General features: G+C 74.5%; 17 protein-coding genes and 1 pseudogene. 11 read left to right on the top strand and 7 right to left on the bottom strand.

What is annotated here, in order from left to right; all coding sequences use genetic code 11:
• Positions 1–75: 75 nt before the first annotated feature.
• Positions 76–867 carry an alpha/beta fold hydrolase gene (locus ACFPL3_RS03745; protein WP_343941125.1) on the bottom strand — a complete coding sequence of 264 codons (792 nt, stop codon included), beginning with the start codon at positions 865–867 and terminating at the stop codon, positions 76–78.
• Positions 868–1,716: 849 nt separating this feature from the next.
• Between ACFPL3_RS03745 and ACFPL3_RS03740 the strand changes: the two genes are divergently transcribed.
• From ACFPL3_RS03740 to ACFPL3_RS03715, 6 genes are all read left to right on the top strand, one after another.
• Positions 1,717–2,322 (top strand): TetR/AcrR family transcriptional regulator, encoded by a 606-nt coding sequence (locus tag ACFPL3_RS03740; protein ID WP_343941126.1) that lies wholly within the window; start codon positions 1,717–1,719, stop codon positions 2,320–2,322.
• 58 nt (positions 2,323–2,380) lie between these two features.
• The gene (locus ACFPL3_RS03735) at positions 2,381–2,776 is read left to right on the top strand and encodes a PPOX class F420-dependent oxidoreductase (protein WP_343941127.1); all 396 of its coding nucleotides are present in this window, start codon (positions 2,381–2,383) and stop codon (positions 2,774–2,776) included.
• Between the two features lie 122 nt (positions 2,777–2,898).
• Positions 2,899–3,357, top strand: coding sequence for a hypothetical protein (locus ACFPL3_RS03730; protein WP_343941128.1), 459 nt, complete (start codon positions 2,899–2,901; stop codon positions 3,355–3,357).
• Between the two features lie 45 nt (positions 3,358–3,402).
• A complete protein-coding gene (locus ACFPL3_RS03725) occupies positions 3,403–4,086 on the top strand; it encodes a TetR/AcrR family transcriptional regulator (RefSeq protein WP_343941129.1) in 684 nt (227 codons plus the stop codon).
• Positions 4,083–5,321: a macrolide family glycosyltransferase gene (locus ACFPL3_RS03720; RefSeq protein ID WP_343941130.1), complete on the top strand. Its 1,239-nt coding sequence runs from the start codon at positions 4,083–4,085 to the stop codon at positions 5,319–5,321. The genes ACFPL3_RS03725 and ACFPL3_RS03720 overlap by 4 nt, the downstream gene beginning before the upstream one ends.
• A gap of 32 nt (positions 5,322–5,353) precedes the next feature.
• Positions 5,354–6,166 carry an aminoglycoside 3'-phosphotransferase gene (locus ACFPL3_RS03715; protein WP_343941131.1) on the top strand — a complete coding sequence of 271 codons (813 nt, stop codon included), beginning with the start codon at positions 5,354–5,356 and terminating at the stop codon, positions 6,164–6,166.
• Positions 6,167–6,188: 22 nt separating this feature from the next.
• On the opposite strand, the gene ACFPL3_RS03710 is transcribed toward ACFPL3_RS03715, so the two are convergent.
• The gene (locus ACFPL3_RS03710) at positions 6,189–6,635 is read right to left on the bottom strand and encodes a winged helix-turn-helix transcriptional regulator (protein WP_343941132.1); all 447 of its coding nucleotides are present in this window, start codon (positions 6,633–6,635) and stop codon (positions 6,189–6,191) included.
• Between the two features lie 75 nt (positions 6,636–6,710).
• Here ACFPL3_RS03710 and ACFPL3_RS03705 point away from each other — a divergent pair, with 75 nt between their 5' ends.
• Positions 6,711–7,415, top strand: coding sequence for an SDR family oxidoreductase (locus tag ACFPL3_RS03705; protein ID WP_343941133.1), 705 nt, complete (start codon positions 6,711–6,713; stop codon positions 7,413–7,415).
• Here ACFPL3_RS03705 and ACFPL3_RS03700 read toward each other — a convergent pair whose 3' ends face one another.
• The gene (locus tag ACFPL3_RS03700) at positions 7,416–8,294 is read right to left on the bottom strand and encodes a class I SAM-dependent methyltransferase (protein ID WP_343941134.1); all 879 of its coding nucleotides are present in this window, start codon (positions 8,292–8,294) and stop codon (positions 7,416–7,418) included.
• Between the two features lie 102 nt (positions 8,295–8,396).
• On the opposite strand from ACFPL3_RS03700, the gene ACFPL3_RS03695 reads away from it, so the two are divergent.
• Together ACFPL3_RS03695 and ACFPL3_RS03690 are read left to right on the top strand one after the other, a co-directional pair.
• Positions 8,397–12,392 (top strand): trypsin-like peptidase domain-containing protein, encoded by a 3,996-nt coding sequence (locus ACFPL3_RS03695; RefSeq protein ID WP_379588373.1) that lies wholly within the window; start codon positions 8,397–8,399, stop codon positions 12,390–12,392.
• Positions 12,393–12,712: 320 nt separating this feature from the next.
• Positions 12,713–13,018, top strand: coding sequence for a trypco2 family protein (locus ACFPL3_RS03690; RefSeq protein WP_343946547.1), 306 nt, complete (start codon positions 12,713–12,715; stop codon positions 13,016–13,018).
• Positions 13,019–13,024: 6 nt separating this feature from the next.
• Here the strand turns inward: ACFPL3_RS03690 and ACFPL3_RS03685 are convergent, their stop codons facing one another.
• Both ACFPL3_RS03685 and ACFPL3_RS03680 read right to left on the bottom strand, forming a co-directional pair.
• Positions 13,025–13,234, bottom strand: coding sequence for a hypothetical protein (locus ACFPL3_RS03685; RefSeq protein ID WP_379588372.1), 210 nt, complete (start codon positions 13,232–13,234; stop codon positions 13,025–13,027).
• Positions 13,231–13,683 (bottom strand): class I SAM-dependent methyltransferase, encoded by a 453-nt coding sequence (locus ACFPL3_RS03680; RefSeq protein ID WP_343946552.1) that lies wholly within the window; start codon positions 13,681–13,683, stop codon positions 13,231–13,233. The genes ACFPL3_RS03685 and ACFPL3_RS03680 overlap by 4 nt, the downstream gene beginning before the upstream one ends.
• Positions 13,684–14,015: 332 nt before the next feature.
• Here ACFPL3_RS03680 and ACFPL3_RS03675 point away from each other — a divergent pair, with 332 nt between their 5' ends.
• Positions 14,016–14,237 carry a hypothetical protein gene (locus ACFPL3_RS03675; protein ID WP_343946549.1) on the top strand — a complete coding sequence of 74 codons (222 nt, stop codon included), beginning with the start codon at positions 14,016–14,018 and terminating at the stop codon, positions 14,235–14,237.
• Positions 14,238–14,251: 14 nt separating this feature from the next.
• Here the strand turns inward: ACFPL3_RS03675 and ACFPL3_RS03670 are convergent, their stop codons facing one another.
• Positions 14,252–14,881 carry a GTP cyclohydrolase II gene (locus ACFPL3_RS03670; protein ID WP_343946550.1) on the bottom strand — a complete coding sequence of 210 codons (630 nt, stop codon included), beginning with the start codon at positions 14,879–14,881 and terminating at the stop codon, positions 14,252–14,254.
• Between the two features lie 48 nt (positions 14,882–14,929).
• On the opposite strand from ACFPL3_RS03670, the gene ACFPL3_RS03665 reads away from it, so the two are divergent.
• Positions 14,930–15,622 carry a creatininase family protein gene (locus tag ACFPL3_RS03665; RefSeq protein WP_343946551.1) on the top strand — a complete coding sequence of 231 codons (693 nt, stop codon included), beginning with the start codon at positions 14,930–14,932 and terminating at the stop codon, positions 15,620–15,622.
• 58 nt (positions 15,623–15,680) lie between these two features.
• Here the strand turns inward: ACFPL3_RS03665 and ACFPL3_RS03660 are convergent.
• Positions 15,681–16,454 (bottom strand): annotated as a pseudogene (locus ACFPL3_RS03660) (lysylphosphatidylglycerol synthase transmembrane domain-containing protein); the annotation flags it as partial.
• Positions 16,455–16,457: the final 3 nt, after the last annotated feature.

The raw sequence follows: 16,457 nt of genomic DNA, 5'->3' as shown, positions 1-16,457 counted from the left end.
AGCAGCTACGACGCCGGCTCCGGGTCGGCCCCCCACCTGGGAGAACCAGGCGAAGGGGCCGATCTTGTGCCACCCTCAGGAGCCGGACGCAGGAGCCGATTCCGGATCAGGCAGCTCCGCCCAGAACTTCGTCAGCGCCTCGGCGACCGGCGCCGGTGACTCCTCCGGCCACCAGTGGCCCACGCCCTCCAGGCGTGCCACCGTCGCGCCCGCCCGACGCGCCCCCCACTCGTGCTGCGCCACCGTCCCGCTGGCTCGGTCGACGTCGTCCAGGGCGATGAGCGCGAGCCCAGGACGCCGTGCGGCGTTCGGCAGGAGCTGCCCCGCCTCGGCCATCACCGGCTGCTTCACCGATCGCAGCAGTGTGAGGACGGCACTCCCCATCTCGGGATCCATGCCTGCCGCCACCCGCTCCGCCATGCGCCCGGTCATCCCGAGGGCCGACGTCACCCCGAGTCGCTGCTGCAGATCGCCTCCCCACAGCTTCTGCACCGAGGCCTCCCCCGGACCCTCCTGCTGCCACATCTGCGCCCGCGGGTGCCACTGGTAGTCGGGCGCGAACACTCCGAGGGCGTCGGAGGCCCAGCTGCGGATCAGGTCCGGACGGCTCATGGCCAGCGCCGCGACGTGGATCCCGCCCCAGTCGTGACCGACCAGGTCGACCGGAGCGCGGAACAGCTCGAGCTGCGACGCCAGCCAGTCGCGATGGGCCGTGGCCGACCCGTCGAAGCCGCGGGGTGCGGGCACGCCGAACCCGGGCGGCGACAAGGCGACCGCGTCGGCCCGGTCGAGCTCTCCGATGAGCGGTCCCCAGACGACCGCGGACTCGGGGTTGCCGTGGACGAGGACGAGCGGGGTGCGCGACACGGAGCCACCTCCAAGATACTTGTTGACTGACACGCAAGTAGCGTACTCCTCCGGGGCGACCCCGTCACGTGACGGTCGTGGCGACGCCAGCATGATCGCCGAGTTGGCGCAAGAACGGGCGAAATCGACCCGGGAATGCGCCGACTCCCCGATCATCGGCGTGGCGGGCGCAAATTTGCGAGCCGAGGGCATTGATCAAGGGGAAAAAGTTGCTAGATGATCTTCAAGAGCTACCATTTGCCCTTGATCGCCGTGAAACCTCCGGCTCCGCCCCTTCAAGGGGAGACAGCCTCCTAGTGCCGCCACACCTCGTTGAGCAGACCCTGGCTCAACCGCGGCAGACCCGGGCCTCCGGTGGCGCCGCGCATCGTGCGGGGCATCACGCGGGCAGGCGAGGCCTGCCCGGTCGGCGCGCAGCGCCACCGGAGGGGGCCTCGCAACCATGATCACAGGTTTGGCGCGTTCCCGGGCGTTTTCGACACGGGAATGCGCCAACTCTCTGATCATGGGCCCAGTGGGGCCCGAAATTGCCTCCCTCGGTCGTCGATCAAGGGGAGATGGTCGCTAGATGATCTCTGGGAGCGACCGTTTGCCCTTGATCGCGGCGAAACCTCCGGCTCCGCCCCTCAAGCAAGGGGAGGCAGCCGCCTGGTGGTGCCGCGCGCCCACGGGGCAGGCCCTGGCCTGCCCGCGAAGCCCGCCCCGCACGATGCGCGGCGCCACCAGGAGGCCGCCGACCGACGTGGGGTCGCTGCGGTGGGTTCCGCGGAACCCGGGAGCCGTCAACCCTCGGCGCCTGCCGGGTCGAGCCCGTATATGCTTGATCGACCCCATGTGTGAGCAGCCCTGATGCCCGATCAGCCCCCCACTCGCCGCACGCAGCGAGAGCGTCGCGAAGAGACCGAGCGCAGGGTGCTGGCTGCCGCCACGGCACTGATCGCCCAGCACGGGTCACGCGCGCTCACCCTGGCCGAGGTCGGCAAGGCCGCCGGCTACAGCCGGGGGATCGTCACCCACCACTTCGGCAGCCGGGAGAACCTGCTCCGCGCGGTGATGCGCGACGCCCGGACCTTCACCCTCCCGGAGCCCGGGGGCAGTGCCGCGGACTGGCTGGCGGAGATGGTCCGCGCCTACCTCGAGAACGTCACCAGCCGGCGTCCGTCCGCTCGCGCGTTCCTGCAGATGTGGGGCGAGGCGATCGCCGCCGATCCCGTGCTGATGCCGCTCTACGCGGAGGACGACGCCGGCTTCCGCGGGCTCCTGGCCGACAAGGTCCGCGACGGGATCCGCGACGGTTCGGTGCGGGCAGATGCCGACCCGGAGGCGATGGCCGTGTCCCTGGTCGGCCTCCTGCGCGGCATCGCGCTGCAGCTCATCTCGACCCCAGCCCCGGAGCGGGTCGACGCGATCATCGACGAAGCCGTGCGATCCACCAGGCGCGCTCTGGAGCCGTGAGGCCCAGGTCGAAGGCGAGTCGGAATAGCGATCACGACGGCGGGGGTTCGCCCTGGACGTGACGATCTCCCTCTCGGCCGATGTCCGTGCCCTGATCGACGGACCGAACTTCGCGACGGTGGCGACGCTCGACCCGGACGGCGGACCGCAGACGTCGATCGTCTGGGTCGGTCTCGACGGCGACGACCTCGTGTTCAGCGCCGCCGAAGATCGGCGGAAGGTGCGCAACCTGCGGCGGGACCCACGGGTGGGCATCTCGATCAGCGACGCGCGGGACCCGTACCGGCACACCCAGCTGCGCGGCACGGTGACCGTCACCGCAGACCCGGACAAGTCGCTGCTGAACGCGCTGACCCGCAAGTACCTCGACGAGGGCCCGCCGCCGGAGGGGCCGGATGTCGAGCGCGTGGTCGTCCGGCTGCACGTCGAGCGGATCGCGGGCAACGTCCGGTGATCGACGCGGGTCCGCCACCGCCGTGATCCGGACTGTCGGTTGCCCATGGCTGTCCGCACGACCATGGACAACCGATACTGCCGATCGGTGGGCGGGTGCCTCGAGGCGAGACGGAGAACCCCATGACGGACGTGTCCCGATCCGAGGCGGCGCCGGGGGTGCTGGCGCGGTGGTGGCCTGGGTTGATCGGCGTGGTGATCGGCGTCGCAGGCCTCTTCGGCATCGCGCCGTGGACGCCGGCGGACCCGACGACGTGGCTCCTGCCCTGGTTGGCGATCGCCTATCTCGTGTTCGGGGCGGCGCGGGGTCAGCTGCGCAGGCCCGGCGTCCTCCGGTTGGAGCTGATCGGCCTGGTCGTCTTCGCCGGCTGCGCCGTGCTGGCCCTGCTCGTCTTCCCGCAGGGCGGCCAGTACATCGCGGGGCTCGCCTGGATCGGCCACGCCGCGTGGGACGTGGCGCACCACCGCGACCTGAGCAGGCACCCCGCGGTCGGCGTGGTTCCGCGCGGCTACGCCGAGTTCTGCATCGTGCTCGACCTGCTGGTCGGCGCCTCGCTCATCGCCGCACCGCTCCCGGAGTAGGCTCGTGACCAGATTTCGAATCTGGTCACGAGTCAGGGGTTCGGGGTGACCGATCGCGCCGCACGGATCCTGGACGCTGCAGCTGACCTGGTGCTGCGGTGGGGCTACAAGCGGGTGACCATCGAGGAGGTCGCCAAGCGCGCCGGCATCGGCAAGGGCACGGTGTACCTGCACTTCCGGTCGCGCACGTGGCTGTTCGCGTGCGTGCTGATGCGCGAGTCCCTCCACCTCGTCGACGACCTGGTCGCCGCGGTCGAGCGCGACGCGACGGCGGCGCTGATCTCCGAGCAGGTGCGCCTGACCTACCTCGAGGTGCAGCGGCGCCCGCTGCTGCGGGCGATGTTCGCCCGTGACCACGAGGTGCTGGGCAAGCTCGCGCGCGACGCGGACGCGGATCCGGTGCGTGACTGGCGGGGCGAGCTCGCCGCCGACCTGTTCCGGCTGCTCAGGGAGCACGGGTTGATGCGCATCGACCTGGACGTCACCAGGCAGATGCACGTGGTCGGCGCGGTACAGACCGGCTTTTACCTCCACCACCCCGGGCTCGGGTCCGCCGAGGACACCGCGGCCGCGCTGCGCCACACCGTGCACGCGGCGGTGGAGCCGGCGGATCCCGACCGGGACGCGCTCGCCTCCGTCGCTCCCGCCGTGTGCGCGCGCTACCGCGACTTCCGCGCCGCGGTGGCCGCCGCCCTCACCGATCCGACTCCCCGGAAGGGAACCCGATGAGCCACGTCGTCATGACCGGCATGCCGGCGGCCGGGCACGTCAATCCCAGCCTGCCGTTCGTGCGGGAACTGGTGCGCCGCGGCGTGTGCGTGACCTATTACTGCGCCGACGCCTTCGGCGACGCCATCGCGCAGACCGGCGCCGAGTTCCGCCCCTACCCCGCCGGCTCGATCACGGCGGCCGACATCGCCGAGGCCACCAGTGCCGGCAGCCCGGTGCGGGTGGTGGTCCGCGCTCTCGCGGCCACGGAGACCCTCGTCCCCCACCTGCAGCACGAGCTGCGCTCCGACCCGCCCGACGCGCTGGCCCACGACTCCAATGCGATCTGGGGGCACGTGGTGGCGCGCAGCATGGGCCTGCCCACGGTCTCGTTCATGACGACGATGCTGGTGGGAGCCGGCGCGTTCCGTAGCCAGACGGCCCGGGAGTGGCTGCGGTTCCTCGCGGTCGCCGTGCGGGACGTGCCCGCCGCCGTCGCGGCCCGCCAGCGGGTGGTGCGCACATTCGGCAAGGAGCTCTTCCCGCCGCGGCCGGCGTTCCCCACGCTGGGCGACGTCACGGTGTTCCCGATCCCGCGCTGGCTGCAGGCACCGGACCCGCGCATCGACGAGCGGTGCCACTACGTCGGGGCCACGATCGACCCAGCCGGTCGAGACCGCGAGCTCGACGCCGAACTGGCCGCCCACGTCGACGGGCCGGATCCGGTCGTCCTGGTGTCGCTGGGCACCCTCCACGCGGGCAGTGACGCGTTCTTCCGCTCCTGCTTCGACGCGTTCGCCGGCCTGCCCGCCCGGGTCGTGATCGCGACCGGCCCGCGCGGAGACCCGGCCCGGCTCGGGCCGCCCCCGGCGAACACCCTCGTACGCGCGTCCGTCCCGCAGCCGGCGGTGCTGGGGCGCACGGCCGTGTTCGTCACCCACGGCGGTATGAACAGCGCGCTGGAAGGGCTGGCCGCCGGGGTGCCGCTGGTCGTGCTGCCGCAGCAGATCGAACAGCTGCTGATCGGCCGGGCCGTGGCCGACCGCGGGGCCGCCGTCGTGCTGCGCCACCACCTGTCCGGCCGGCCGGTGCCCACCGCCGAGCTGCGGGCTGCGGTCGAAGCCACCCTCGCCGACCCGTCCCGCCGCTCCGCGGCCGAGGCCCTCGGCGCCACCGTGGGCGAGGGCGGTGGCGCCGGGGCGGGCGGCGACGCGGTCCAGCGGCTGCTGGCCCGGCGACCGGTGGAACGCGGTTGAGCCCACCCCCGTCCCTCGCTGATCATGGGCCGGTGAGCCGCCCCGCACTCGCCGGCCGCCCCACCGGCCCCGTGGACGTCCCCGCGGCCGTCGCCGAGCTGGCGGACGGCGACGAGGTGGTCCCGGTCTGGCGCAACCAGATGGGCGGGCTGACCTTCCGCCTGGACGGCGCCGGCGGAGGCGGCCGGTACGTCAAGTGGACCGCGGCCGGCACGCCCGAGATCGACCTCGCCGCGGAGGCCGAGCGGCTGCGGTGGGCGCAGGGCCGGGTGCGCGTCCCCCGTGTGCTCGCCCTCGGTAGCGACGCCGACGGCAGCTGGCTGGTGACGGCCGCCGTGCCCGGGCGTTCGGCCGTGGATCCCCGGTGGATCGCCGAACCGGCCGCCGCCGCCACCGCGATCGGGCGCGGCCTGCGCGTGCTGCACGACGCGCTCGCGGTGCACGACTGCCCGTTCGAGTGGGGTGTCGAGGGCCGCGTCGCCCGCGCCGATCAGCGGCTCGCGGCGGGTGACGGCCCGGTCTCCTGGACCGATGAGCACCGGGACCTCGGCGTCGCCGACGCCCGGGCCCGCCTCGCCGAGCCGCCCGGGATCGACCGCCTCGTGGTCTGCCACGGCGACGCGTGCGCCCCCAACACGCTCCTGCACGACGACGGCACGTTCGCCGCGCACGTCGACCTCGGCAGGCTCGGTGTGGCCGACCGGTGGGCGGACCTCGCAATCGCGGCGTGGAGCACGGAGTGGAACTACGGGCCGGGCTACGACGGCTGTGTCTACGACGGGTACGGGGTCGCGCCGGACCGGCAGCGGATCGCCTACTACCGGCTGCTCTGGGACCTCTCCTGACACTCCTGACGGGGCAGCCCGCTCACCGCGGGTAGGTCGCGGTGCGCACGAACCGCACCTCCTCGAGGGGGACCTCGGTGCCCTCGTCGTCCACGAACGCGACGTGCAGCGGCCTGCCGTCCGCGGAGCGGCGCAGCACGGTGGGCCCGGGCGCGTAGGGGCGGTGGGCGTCGCCCCACTGCTGCAGTGCCCCGAGCACGACGGCGAGCTCGCGGCCCGCGTCGGTGAGGTGGTAGCCGTCACGGGCCCGTGAGCCGGGCTCGCGGTAGGGGCGCTTCTCCAGCACCCCGGCGTCCACGAGGGTGGCGAGCCGGTCGGAGAGCACGTCGGAGGCCACCCCGAGGGTGGCGCGGAAGTCGGCGAAGCGGGTGGTGCCCGACACCGCCTCACGCAGGACGAGGAACGTCCAGCGCTCGCCGAGCACCTCCAGCGAGCGGGCGATCGAGCACGTCTGTTCCCTCACAGCCACCCTTCCAGCCTACGCGCTGGGTTGGCAGCTCCTACTCAGCGACGCTAGGTTGGTGAAACCAACTCAGGAGGCGACATGGACATCACGAACTCGATCGCGCTGGTCACGGGGGCGAACCGCGGGCTGGGACGGCACCTCGCCGCCGGGCTGCTCGCCCGCGGCGCGCGGAAGGTCTACGCCGCGGCCCGCAACCCGGAGTCGGTGGATCTGCCCGGTGCCACCCCGCTGCAGCTGGACGTCACCGACCCGGAGTCGATCGCCGCGGCGGCGGCCGCCGCGGCCGACGTCACGCTGCTGGTCAACAACGCGGGCTCGGCCACGGGCGCCGCGCTGCTCGAGGGCGACCCGGCCGACATCCGCCTCGAGATGGAGACCCACTACTTCGGCACGCTCGCCGTCACCCGGGCGTTCGCCCCGGTCATCACGGCGAACGGCGGCGGGGCGGTGCTCAACGTGCTGTCGGTGCTGTCGTGGTTCCACCCCGCCCGGTCGGGCGCGTACAACGCCGCGAAGGCGGCCGCCTGGGCGCTGACCGATGCGGTGCGGCTCGAGCTGGCGCCGAAGGGCATCACCACCACGGCGCTGCACGTCGGTTACATGGACACCGACATGGTGGCCCACCTCGACGTGCCGAAGAGCGACCCGGCCGCGATCGCCGCGCTCGCCCTCGACGGCGTGGCGGACGGCGCGCTCGAGGTGGTGGCCGACGACGTCAGCCGCAGCGTCCGTGCGGGCCTGTCGGCCGACCTCACCGCGCTGTACCCGCAGCTCGCCGGCTGATCATCCGCCTCGCTGGAAGTGCCAGATGATCTCCACCGGGATCCCGGCGTCGGCCGCGCGCGTCGCCTCCGGCACGAGCGCGGCGAGCGACCACGGCCAGGCCTCCCACGGCCCCGGGTCGCTCGCTCGCCGGCCGGGTGCGGCGGCCTCGAGCACCGGCTCCTCGCACCGGCGCAGCTCGAGGCCGTGGGCGAGGGCCGCGCGCAGGTAGTCGCCCACGAGGTGGCGGTGGCCGGGCAGCCTGCCCGGCCGGCCGGCGGCGTCACGCAGGGTGGGGATGGCGCCGCGCAGGATGCGTTCGGGATGCATGTCGGAGATCACCAGGTGGCCGCTGGGGCGCAGCACGCGCCCGAACTCGGCGAACACCGGGCGCAGGTCGGGGACGTGCGTCAGCGCGAGCGAGCACGTCACGACGTCCGCGCAGGCGTCGCCGACGGGCAGCCGGGTGAGGTCGCCGGACCGGAAGTCGCCGGTCGGGACGTTCGCGCGCGCCCGGGCGAGCATGTCCGGCGAGCTGTCCACCCCGATCACGCTGTGCCCCCGCGCGGCCAGCAGGGCCGACATCCGACCGGTGCCGCAGGCTGCGTCGACCGCTGCGCCCGGGGGGATGCCGTCCAGGATCTCCGTGACGACCGGCTCGTCGACGTCGAACGCGGCGTTGCCGTTGTCGTAGGTGGCCGACCACACGCGGTACCCGTTCACCGTGTCCACCCGCTCGACGGCCACCGCGGCACCGGCCAACGACTCGTCGGCGAGCAGCGCGCGGACCTCGTCGAGCCGCGCTTCCACGAAGTCGCGGTAGTACTCGCCGGTGAACCCGCGCAACAGCGCGATGCCCTCCACGCCGAGCAGATAGGCCAGCGGGTGCTCGTGGATCACGTCGCGGGACCGTAGCCACGGCGCGCGGGGCGCGCGACCGAGTTCCTCCTGATCGCGCCGTAACCGGTAGGTTGCGGATAGTTCCGAGGGGGGATCACGGCCGTGGACGCGGAACCGGGCATCGACCCGCGCCGGGTGGCCGAGGTCATCGCCACGGGTCCGGGAGCTGCGGGCCGGCGCGGATCGGGATACCGGGTCGCGTCCGGCGTGGTGCTCACCGCGGCCCACGTGGTGGCCGGCGCCCGGTCCATCCGCCTGCGCTTCGAGGCCGACACGGACGCGGAGTGGAGCGCCACCGCAGACCCCGGCGACGTCGTGGCCGACCCGGGATCGGACCTCGCCGCGGTGCGCTTCGCCGGTCCCGACGCCGTCGCCGCGAGCCGGTACGGCCGGATCGGCCGGCGCCCGGAGGCGGTCACCGTGCACGCGGTCGGGTTCCCGCGGTTCAAGCTGAAGGACTACGCCGACCCCGGCCTCGGGTCCTACCGCGACTCGCACCACGCGATCGGCACGGTGGCGCCCTTCTCGAACCGGCGCTCGGGCACCCTCGAGCTGACGGTCGTGGCGCCCGAGCAGGATCCGGACCCCGCCGTCTCGCCGTGGGAGGGCATGTCCGGCGCCGCGGTATGGGCCGACGGCCGGATCATCGGCGTCGTCACCGAGCACCACCGATCCGACGGCCTCGACCGGCTCACCGCGGCGCGGATCACGAGGCTCGTCGACGGCCAGCCGGACGGGGCCGCCCACCGGGCGCGCGACGTGCTCGGCGTGCCCGTCACCGCGCCGGACGTGACGGCTCCGCTGCCGCCCGCCACCTACCGGCTGCAGGTGGGCGACATCGCACCGGACCAGCTGCTCGGCCGGGAGGAGGAGCTGCGTGAGCTCGCGGGGTTCACCGGGCCGTACGGGTGGTGGGTGGGCCCGCCGTGGGCGGGCAAGACGGCGCTCATGGCCTGGTTCGCCCTCCACGCGCCGGCGGACGTCGCGGTCGTCCCGTTCTTCGTCGGGGCGGGCCGCGTCGGCAACTCGGACGGCGACGCGTTCCTCGCCGCCGTCACCGAGCAGCTCTCCGCGCTCGCGCAGCGGACGCCCGGCACCGGCACCGATCGCCGGCGCGGGTTGCTCGCGCTGCTGGACGCCGCGGCGCGCCGGTGCCGGGAGGACGGGCGCAGGCTCCTGCTCGTGGTGGACGCGATCGACGAGGACACCGGCCCCGACGCCCACGAGCCGAGCATCGCGTCGCTGCTGCCCCGCCACCCGCCCGCCGGCGTCGCCGTGCTGGTGACGAGCAGGCCGGGCCGCCCGCTGCCCGCGGACGTGCCGGCCGACCACCCGTTGCACAGCTGCCCACGCCACCGGCTGGCGGTGTCCCCGCACGCGCGGGAGGTGGAGCAGTTCGCGCTCAAGGAGCTGCGCGACCGGTTGCGGGCGGGGCCGCTGCACGAGGACCTGATCGGCCTGATCACCGCGTCCGGCGGCGGGCTCACGAGCGACGACCTGGCCGAGCTCACCGGAGCCTCGTCCGTGACGGTGGCCGACCTGCTGGGGGGCGCGTTCGGCGGCAGCGTCGCCACCCGGTCCCCACGGCCGGGCGGCACGGCGCGCGGGTACGTGTTCGCGCACCGGACCCTGCGGGAGGTGGCGGAGCGGGAGCTCGGCGCCCGGCTCGACGGGTACCGGGCCCGGCTGCGGACGTGGTGCGACGAGCACCGGCGCCGGGGCTGGCCGGTCGGCACACCCGCCTACCTGCTGCACGACCACCCCCGCGTGCTCGCGGCGGCGGGCGACGTCGACCGCCTCGCCGAGCTCGCGATCGACCCGCAGCGCCACGCCCGGCTGCTCGAGGTCACCGGAGGGGACGCGGCCGCGCTCGACGAGATCGCGCTCGCGCAGCTGGTGAACCTCCGGCAGGCCGAGCCCACCCTGGCCACCGCGGTGTTGCTCGCCGTGCGCCGCGAGGAGCTCACCAGCCGCAACCGGCACGTCCCGGTGCGGCTGCCCGCGGTCTGGGCGGCCGTGGGCCGGGGCGACCGGGCCGCGGCGCTCGCCCGCGGCCTCCCCAAGGCGCAGCGGCGCGCCGCCCTCGCCGCCGCGGCGCTCGCGGCCGCCACGGCCGGTCACCTCGACGACGCCGAGGCGCTGGCGTGGCCGATGCCGGATCCGGACCGCCGCGACGCCGTGTTCGGCGGCATGGCCGCGGCGGCCGCCGTCCACGAGCCCGCGCGGGCCGACCGGTGGGCGCGGCGGTGCACGACGAACCGCAGGGCGGACGCGCTCGCCCGCATCGCCACGACGCTCGCCGGGCGGGATCCGGAACGGGCCGAGGCCGCCGTCGGCGAGCTCGCGGGGCAATCGCCCGACGTGCGCTCCCGGCCGCTGGTGGCCGCGGCCATCGCGATCGTCCGCGACGACGGGGCGGCCCTCGAGCCGGCCCTGCGCGACCGGGGCCGCCTCCGTGCCGAACTGGCGGTCGCGCTGGCCGAGGCCGGGGCCACCACGTGGGCCGAGGCCGTCCTCGCCGGCATCCAGCGGCCCGGCGTGCGGCTCCAGGTGCTGGCCGTCCTGCTCCGCACCGCCGTGGAGCGCGACGACCACGTGGCGGCGCAACGGCACCTCTCCTCGCTGTGCCAGACCGCTCACGACGTGGGCAAACCCGGTGACGCGGTGGGTGACCTGCTCACGCTCGCCGGCGCGGTGGCGGACCGCGCCCCCGCCGTGGCCGATCGGCTGGTGGCGGAGGCCGAGACCCTCGTCGCGAACCGGGTACCGGAGGACCGGCAGGAGTGGGCGCTCGCGCGGCTCGCCGTCGCGCACGCCGCCACCGCGAACCCCGCACGGTCGGAGGAGTTGCTGGACCAGGTCACCCACCCCGACCGCAGCGCCACAGCGCTCGCCGAGATCGCCGCGCACGCCGCGCGCCGCGGCGACCCGCGGCGGGCCGAGTCCGTGGTGCGCCGCGTCCCCGGGGCGGGCCGCCGGATGCAGGCGCTCGCGGAGGTGGCGGCCGCCTTCGCCGCCGCCGGGAGCGCCCGGCGCGCGGCGGCGCGGGCCGCCGAGGCGGAGGGGATGGCGCGGCGCACGACGAACCCGGCCCGGCTCGCGACGCTGTGTTCGCGGGTGGTCGACGGGCTCGTGGCCGTCGACGAGTTGCCGGCGGCCGTCGAGGTGGCCGAACAGGTCGCGGACCGGCGGGCGAGGGGCGACGCGCTGACCCGGGTGGTGGAGGCGCTGGCCGCCCTCGGCGTCGTCGAGCACGCCGTGGCCATCGCCCGCGCGCTCGACGACCCGGAACGCCGCTCGTGGGCCCTGGTCGCGGGGTGCGAGGCGCAGGCCGCCGCGGGGCTGCGCGACGAGGCGGTGGCCACCGCCACGGCCGTGCTGACCGAACCGGCGAAGGACGACTACACGCGGGTGGTCGCGCTGCTGCGGCTCGCCACCGCCCTGCACACCGTGGATGCCACCGCGGAGGCGCGGCGGCTGCGGAGCGCCGCGGCGGACCAGATCGTCGAGGACGTGGCCGACCCCGGCAGGCGGGCCCGCGCGTTCGCGCACCTGTCGATGGCGCTCACGGCGGCGGGCGACACCGACGGCGCCGCGGTGCCGGCACGCCGCACCGAGGCCGAGCTGGCCGCGATCGGCGCAGGCGCGCGGGCCGACCGGGCGCGCAGGCAGGTGGTGGAGGCGCTGGCCGCGGCCGGCCACCCGACGTGGGCGGAGGAGATCGCTCGGCCGATCACCGGCCCGGCGGCCCGGGTCCGGGCGCTCGCCGCACTCGCGACGGCGGTGGGGGGCGACCGGGCGTGGACCCTGCTCGACCGCGCCGGGGATCTGCTCGCCGACATCAGCAGGCCCGAGGACCGATGGGGCGCCACCGGGCGGTACGTGCAGGCAGGCGCGGTCCTCACCGCCCACGACGAGCCGGACGGCGCACGCCGCAGCCACATCGCCCGCCAGGTGGCCGACCTGCTCGCCACCGACGGCTGGGCCGAGGCGATCCCGGCCGTCGCCCGCCTGGACTGGGAGGCGTTCGACGCACTCGTGGACTGGCTCGCCACCCGCACCGCCGCGGGCACCGAGGATGATTTGGGGAAGACTTAAGGCGTTGTCGGGTGTGCACGGTCACACCCGGGGATAGGATCCGGGTAACCGAATCCCATTTCACCGAGAGGAGGCACGGAATGTACCCACCACTGGTCAAGCCATTGCTGTCCGTGCCCGCGAGGTGGATCCGAGATCGCGAGGGGTGTTTCCGGCGGATCGGGGTCCGCCGCCCTCCCGGTCGATCGCACCGACCACGCGTGGGGATGGGTCACCTGCTGTGACAAGCGGATCGCCATCCCGGCACCGGGTCGTGCAACCCGGCCGCGAGGTGCGATCCTGCGACTCCACGCCCGCCTGACACCTGCGAGGAGCCGCACATGCCGTTGGCGTTGTCGGAGGTCGTCGCGCAACTGCGCGCCGAACTCACCGAAGCCATGAGCGCCGGTGAGGACGAACAGCTGCGCTTCGAACTCGGACCCGTCGAGGTCGAGCTCACCGTGGGCGTCGACAAAGAGGCGAAACCGGGCGCGAAGGCCAAGTTCTGGGTGCTCGAACTCGGCAGCGAGGCGCGCTTCGCCACTTCGTCGACACAGCGGATCAAGCTGACGCTCGACCCGCGGCACGCCTCCCGGCCCGGCCGGAAGGTGACGATCGACGGCGCCGAGGCACCGCGCGAACGGTGACCCCGGTCAGGCCGCGGACACCCGCGCCCGCAGCGAGAGCACCAGCGGCACCGCCCCGCCGCACTCGGTGACGCGTTCGAGCACCATGCCGGCCGCCAGCACCGCGTTGATCAGGTCGGAGAGCGGGAGGTGGCTGGCGCCGACCTTGTCCCGGATGCCCTGGTCGGTCCAGGACGTCATCGTCCAGTGCCGCTCGGCGTACCCGGGGCGGATCACCACGGCGTCCGGGTCCGAACGGTCGGCGAACCCACCGCAGAAGCAGGGGTGCACGCCCACGTGGACGAACACGCCCCGGGGCGCAGCGCACGCGCGGTCTCGCGCAGGACGTCCGGGTAGCCGGGCATGTCGCTGTGGACCATCACGGCCACCGCCGCGTCCACCGACGCGTCCCGCACCGGCAGCCGCTCGGCGTCGCCCCGCACGCACGCGAGCCGGCCCCGCGCGTGCCGCAGCATGCCGGCCGACACGTCCACGCCGACCGGTGTCCACCCCAGCGTGCGCAGGCTCGCGGCGTGCACCCCGGTGCCGCATCCGACCTCGAGGCAGGTCCCGTCGCCGGGACCGAGCAGCTCGCGCAGCGATCTGTCCACGCCGTACGCATCGTCCGAGCTGCGGGGCAGGAACTCCTGCTCGTACCAGTCCGCGATCTCGTCGTACCCCGCCATCGGCGCCACGATCGCCTCCTCGCAGTCGGCGCAGAGGCTAGCGGGACCTGCGCCCGCGGCATGGGCGGCACGAACGTCACGACCGGGTCACAGCGACACGCATCCGGCCACCATCCGTGGCAGCGGGACGCCGGGGCGTGACGCCCGCTCGGGTCGCCGTCACCCACACAGGCGTTCATCCCGCTCACACAGTTGCCGAGGGGCCCGCGAGCGGCTCGATAATCGAGCACGGTCAGCAGGAGCGCGGCGACCACACCCCACCCGGCGGATGCCCTCTCGCCCCCTGACCGCTTGTCGACCTCGAAGGGGGCGAGTCACATGGGGAGCCGGACATGTTCACGCTGATCGTCCTCGCCAGCGGCGTGACGATCACGCCACTCATCCGGTTCATGCTCGCCGGCTTCGAGATGATCTCGGTCGGCACGATCGTGCTGCGGATCACCGACTCGCTGCGCGCACCGCGCCTGGCGGACCTCGCCGCGCAACGCCGCGAGCGGTGGGCCGCCGCGCACCCCGTCCCGGTGGGCGAGGGTGACGACCTGGACGAGGACTGACCGGACGCGTCGGGTCAGCCGAGCGAGTTCAGGTGCGGCAGGTCGTGGCCGAGGCGGTCGCGCTTGGCGGTGAGGTAGCGGACGTTGTGCTCGTCCACCGGCACCAGCAGCGGGACGCGCCCGGCCACCGTGATGCCGTGCTCGGTGAGCGCGAGCACCTTGTCGGCGTTGTTCGACAGCAGCCGGACCGAGCGCACGCCGAGGTGGGTCAGGACCCGCGCGGCGGCGCCGAAGTCGCGCACGTCCACCGGCAGGCCCAGCGCGGTGGCCGAGTCGACGGTGTCGAGCCCCTGCTCGTCCTGCAGCACGTGCGTGCGGACCTTGGCGACCAGCCCGATCCCGCGGCCCTCGTGGCCGCGCAGGTAGACGAGCACCCCGCACTCCGCCTCGGCGATGGCGTCCACCGCCGCGGCGAGCTGCGCGCCGCACTCGCACCGCAGCGCGCCGAACACGTCGCCGGTGAGGCACTCCGAGTGGACCCGGACCAGCACCTCCTCCTGGTCCCGCGGTTGCCCCTTCACGAGGGCGAGGTGCTCGTTGCCGTCGTGCGGGTCGCGGAAGGCGACCGCGCGGAACGCGCCGCGCCGCGTCACCAGGTCCGACTCCGCGACCTCGGCCAGTTCGGTGTTGCGCGTGTCCGGCATGGGCTGTCCTCTCGTCCCCTCTCGCGAACCGTGAGAAGGTCCATCGCGATGGATCTCCTCCCGGTCGACACCACGTCCGATGCGCGCGACCGCGCCGGCGCGGTCGCACTGCTGCCGATCGGCAGCTTCGAGCAGCACGGGCCCCACCTGCCGCTCACGACCGACACCCTCGTGGCCGCCACGATCGCCGTCGAGCTCGCGTCCGTGTACCCCGTGTTCCGGCTCCCACCGCTCACGATCTCCTGTTCGCACGAGCACGCGGCCTGGCCGGGCACCGTCAGCATCTCCGCCACCACGCTCGTCGCGATCGTCCGCGACGTTTCGGCCTCGGTCCAGCGGTCCGGGGCGAGCGGGCTCGTGCTGGTCAACGGGCACGGCGGCAACTACGTGCTCGGCAACGTCGTGCAGGAGGCGAGCCTCGACCCGTTCCCGACGGCGTTGTTCCCCACCGAGATGGACTGGGAGGACGCCCGTGCGGATGCCGGCCTGACCACCACGGGTCTCGTCGACATGCACGCGGGCGAACTGGAGACCTCGATCCTGCTGCACGTGCTTCCCGACCTCGTCAAGCCGGGGTACGAGCAGGCCGACCACCGTGCAGACGACCGCCGGCACCTGCTGGCACGAGGGATGCAGGCGTACGCGGAGTCGGGAGTGGTGGGTCTGCCGTCACAGGCGTCTGCGGAGAAGGGGCGTGCGGTGCTCGAGAGCCTCGTGCGGTCGTTCGCCGCGCACCTGTGAGGCGCAGCAGCAGCACGGCGCCGCCGGGCAGGCACGCCACCATGCACAGCACCCCGTAGGCCACGGCGGCGGCGAAACCCTGGTCGGCCCCGAGGCCCACGGCGCCGAACGTCACGGCGGCGACGGCCTCCCGCGGCCCCCAGCCGCCGACGTTGAGCGGCAGCGCCATCACGAGCAGCGCGAGCACGAGCAGCGGGAGCAGCTGCAGCACGGGCGCGGTGGCGCCGACGGCGCGGGCCGCCACCACGAACGTGGCGAGGTAGCCGGCGAGCGCCACCACGGACAGGCCGAGCACGCCGGCCATCGAGCCGGCCCGCGCCACCGCACGCACGTCGGCGGTGAGCGCGCCCAGCCGCCCGCGCAGCAGCCAGGCGACGGCGGGCACCGCCACGAGGGCGAGGATCCCGAACCACGCGGCGCCGGGCACGGCGGCGCCGAGCACGCCGAGCAGTTCGGGCTCGGCCGCGAGCACCAGCGCGGCCACGGCCACCAGCACGATCAGGCCCACCAGCCGTTCGAACACGACCGCGCGCACCCCCCGCCCCACGTCGCCGCTGCGCCTGCCGTGGCCGACGGCCCGGTGCAGGTCGCCGAGCATCCCCGCGGGCAGCACGGCGTTCAGGAAGAGGGCCTGGTAGCAGTCGGCGACGGCCGTGGAGAGCGGGAGCCGCATCCCCATGCTGCGCGCCACCAGGCACCAGCGCCACGCGCTGCACACGGTGGTGACCACCCCGCACGCGAGCGCAGCCAGCACCGGCCCCGCCTGCAGCGCGCCGAGGGCGTCCAGCACGGCCTGCGGGCCCGACCACCACACCAGCGCGCCGACGATCACGGC

It is taken from the genome of Pseudonocardia zijingensis (assembly GCF_042657305.1).
Lineage (GTDB): Bacteria > Actinomycetota > Actinomycetes > Mycobacteriales > Pseudonocardiaceae > Pseudonocardia > Pseudonocardia zijingensis.
The sequence above is the reverse complement of the archived record's forward strand: the minus strand, read 5'-3'. Positions and strand labels throughout refer to the sequence as shown.